General features: G+C 71.6%; 2 protein-coding genes. One reads left to right on the top strand and one right to left on the bottom strand.

The annotated features are described in order from the left end of the window. Window positions 1–1,107 (top strand): hybrid sensor histidine kinase/response regulator (locus AACZ35_RS13445; RefSeq protein ID WP_339830142.1); only part of this gene is annotated, 1,107 nt, incomplete at its 5' end. Window positions 1,108–1,138: 31 nt separating this feature from the next. On the opposite strand, the gene AACZ35_RS13440 is transcribed toward AACZ35_RS13445, so the two are convergent. Next, on the bottom strand, window positions 1,139–2,983 hold the full coding sequence (locus AACZ35_RS13440) for a 3-hydroxybutyrate oligomer hydrolase family protein (protein ID WP_339830140.1): 1,845 nt from the start codon (window positions 2,981–2,983) through the stop codon (window positions 1,139–1,141). Window positions 2,984–3,152: the final 169 nt, after the last annotated feature.

Below are 3,152 nucleotides of genomic sequence, written 5' to 3'. Positions count from 1 at the left end.
GGCGCCAAGGCCGAAGCCGAACGCGCCAACCGCGGCAAGTCGCGATTCCTGGCCGCGGTCAGCCACGACCTGGCGCAGCCGCTGAACGCGGCGCACCTGTTCGTGCACGCACTGGCGCCGCGGCTTGAACACGGCCCGCACCGCGAAGCACTCGCGAACATCGACGGCGCCCTGGTTTCCGCCGAAGGCCTGCTGGCCGGCTTGTTGGATATTTCGCGGCTCGACGCCGGCGGCATGGAGCCCAAGCCGCAGGCCTTCGCCATCGACGACCTGCTGGGCCACCTGGCCGCCGAATTCGGCGTGCTGGCCGAACAGAAGGGCCTGGTGCTCGAGCGGGTGCCCACCAGCGCCTGGGTCTTCACCGACCCGCAGCTGCTGCGCCGCGTGCTGCAGAACTTCCTGGGCAACGCCGTGCGTTACACCGCGCGCGGCCGCATCCTTATTGGCTGCCGGCGCCGCGGCGACACCCTGGCCGTCGAAGTCTGGGACACCGGCCCGGGCATCGCGGAAGGCGACCAGAAGCTGATTTTCGAAGAGTTCCGCCGCCTCGACAAAGGCGGGCAGGGCCTGGGCATCGGCCTGGCGATCGCCGAACGCGTGGCGCGCCTGCTGGGGCTGCCGCTGAAACTGCGTTCATGGCCGGGGCGGGGCACGGTGTTTTCCATCGAGGTGCCACGCGCGACGCCGGTGCCGGCCGACGCGGTTGCGATTCCCGAAGCCACGCCGGAGCCGCCGCGCAGCCGCGTGCTGGTGGTCGACAACGACCCGGACGTGCTGCGCGGCATGCAGGCGCTGCTGGGCGCCTGGGGCTGCGACGTGCTGGCGGCGCGCGACGGCGACGAAGCCGCGGCACGCGTGGCCGAAGCCGGCGTGCCCGACCTGCTGCTGCTCGACTTCCACCTCGATGCTGGCCAGACCGGCCTGATGCTGCGCGAGCGCCTGGCCGGGCTGATGCCGGAGCGTCCCTGCGTGGTGATCACCGCCGACCACGGCCCCGAAGTGCGCGATGCCATCGCCGCCGCCGGCTGCCAGCTGCTGCACAAGCCGCTCAAGCCGCTGGCCTTGAAGTCGATGATGTCGCGCCTTTTGGGCCCGACGAACCTATAGGAGCGCCTTCAGGCGCTCCTACAGACTCAGGTTAAGGAATATCACCCAGGTTTTCCGGGGTCAGCGGCGCCAGCTTTCCGTCGCTGAAGCTGCGCGGTGTCGTGCGGATGTCCGCATCGCCCGGCAGCGGCTTGCCCGCCGCCAGGTGCAGCCAGGCGGCGTCCAGCGCGCGGTAGCCGTAGGGCATCATCGGCACGTAGCGGCTGCCCAGCAACGGCAGCCCGAGGAAGGCGTCGAAATGCTGCGCGTTCCCGATGCGCCAGTAGCGCAGGTCGGCGCCCTGCGCCTTGGCCCAGCGCGCGTAGGCGCCACCGCTGAACGGCTCGGGCACCAGGCCGTCGTCGGCGCCGTGCAGCACGATGATCGGAAGCTGCTTGCGCGGCGGCGCGGCGCGGGTCTGTTCGATGCCGGCACGCACGGCGCTGCCGGTATCGGTCCAAAGCGCGCGCAGGCACAGGTTGTCGTCGAGGGTGGGGTCGGCTGTCGCGGTCAGTTCTCCCACCAGGCTCACGCCCGCGCCCGGCGGGATGCCGCTGGCGTCGGACCACCAGGCGGCGCGTTCGGCCGGCGTCGGCGCGCGTGGCTGGCCATCAGGGCCCAGGGCGGCGAAGGAAAAGCCACAGGGCATGTCGGCCACGCCGGTGCGCGCGTAGGCCGAGGCGTAGGTCGCGTTCACCGCGCGCCACAGGTCGAAATTGCTGCTGATCACGCCGGCGGCGATGCCGCCGTCGGTCCAGCCGCCGTCGAGCAGGTGCTGGCGCGCCTGTTCGGCCTGGGCCTGCGGGTCGCTGGCGTCAAGCAGGCCGCGGGCCTTGAGCATTCCGCAGCGTGACATGCCGGCTACCGACTTCTCACCCTTGGCGCGTGCAAGCACGACGCCGTCAAAAGCCGCGGCATTGAGCGCGCAGGGCATCCACAGCGCGGCGTCGGTCGAATAGTCGTAGAGCGCGCGGCCACCGTCGCCCGGCAGCACGTTGGGCGATATCGCCACGACCGCGTCGATGCCGGTGTCCGGCAGTTCCGCCGCGCGCAGCACGGCGCCGCCGCCGTTGGAAACGCCGACCGCGATCATGCGCGTGTTCGCGAAGGTCCACGGGCCATCATCGGGATGCGCCAGCGACAGCACCTGCAGCGAGAAGCGCGCGGCCTGGGCCACGTGCCGGCCCCAGTCGGCCTCGGGGTTGTCACCCGAATGGGCGTGTTTGACCGCGATCGGCGCAACGCCATCACCGCCTGTGCGTGCCGGCACCCTGAACTCCACGGCTTGGCCCGCCTCTGCGAGCTGGCCGTCGAGCGCAAAACCGCGGCCATCGGCTGTGTCCACGTAGCCGGTGCCCGCGCCCTTGTCGGTGTAGGCCACCGCGCAGCCACGCGGCAGGCCCCAGGCGCCGGCCAGGGCGATGGCGCCGTAGATGCCGCGCGAACCGGAAGACGCGGTGACCACGATGCAGCGGGCGTCGGAATCGAAGTCGTCGGGCAGTTGCACCATCACCCGGTGCGGCTGCTTGCGGCCGGGAAGCGTCACCAGCGCGTGGTACTCACGGCCGGTCACCGGCGCCAGCGAACCATAGAACTCGCCGTAACCGCCGCCCGGGGCCAGGTCGGCGATGCCGCGCCAGTTGGTCCACACCGCGCGCCGGCGCAGTTCGGTCGGCGTCGGCGCGGCCGGATCCGCGAAGGCCGGCGGCGCCGGGTTTCGCAGCCCCGCTGCGCCCAGTCCCGCCGTCAGCAGGTCGTCGCCGTCGCGGTAGGTGCGCAGGTCGATGCCCGCATCGAGGTCCATCGGCGACGGGCCGCCACCGGTGCTGGTGCAGGCGGACAGGGCCAGCGCGAGGCCGGCCAGCGGAAGCGAGCGAAGCAGGCGGGGGCTTTTCATGGCCAGACCTTAACAAGGGGGTCACGGGCCGGCATCGTACCTTGGTACGACGCGCCGCCGCGGGCGCGCTGCTAGGGTGGCCAAAGGCTTAACCGGCAAGGGATTTCCATGGGCGAACGTTTTCTTCAGGGCCGCACGGCCCTGGTCACCGGCTCCACTTCGGGCATCG

It is taken from the genome of uncultured Arenimonas sp., assembly GCF_963976025.1.
Lineage (GTDB): Bacteria > Pseudomonadota > Gammaproteobacteria > Xanthomonadales > Xanthomonadaceae > Arenimonas.
The sequence above is the reverse complement of the archived record's forward strand: the minus strand, read 5'-3'. Positions and strand labels throughout refer to the sequence as shown.

Bases quoted from the DNA above. Each gene is read 5' to 3' on its own strand.
- AACZ35_RS13440 (WP_339830140.1), bottom strand. From the start codon at position 2,983: ATGAAAAGCCCCCGCCTGCTTCGCTCGCTTCCGCTGGCCGGCCTCGCG.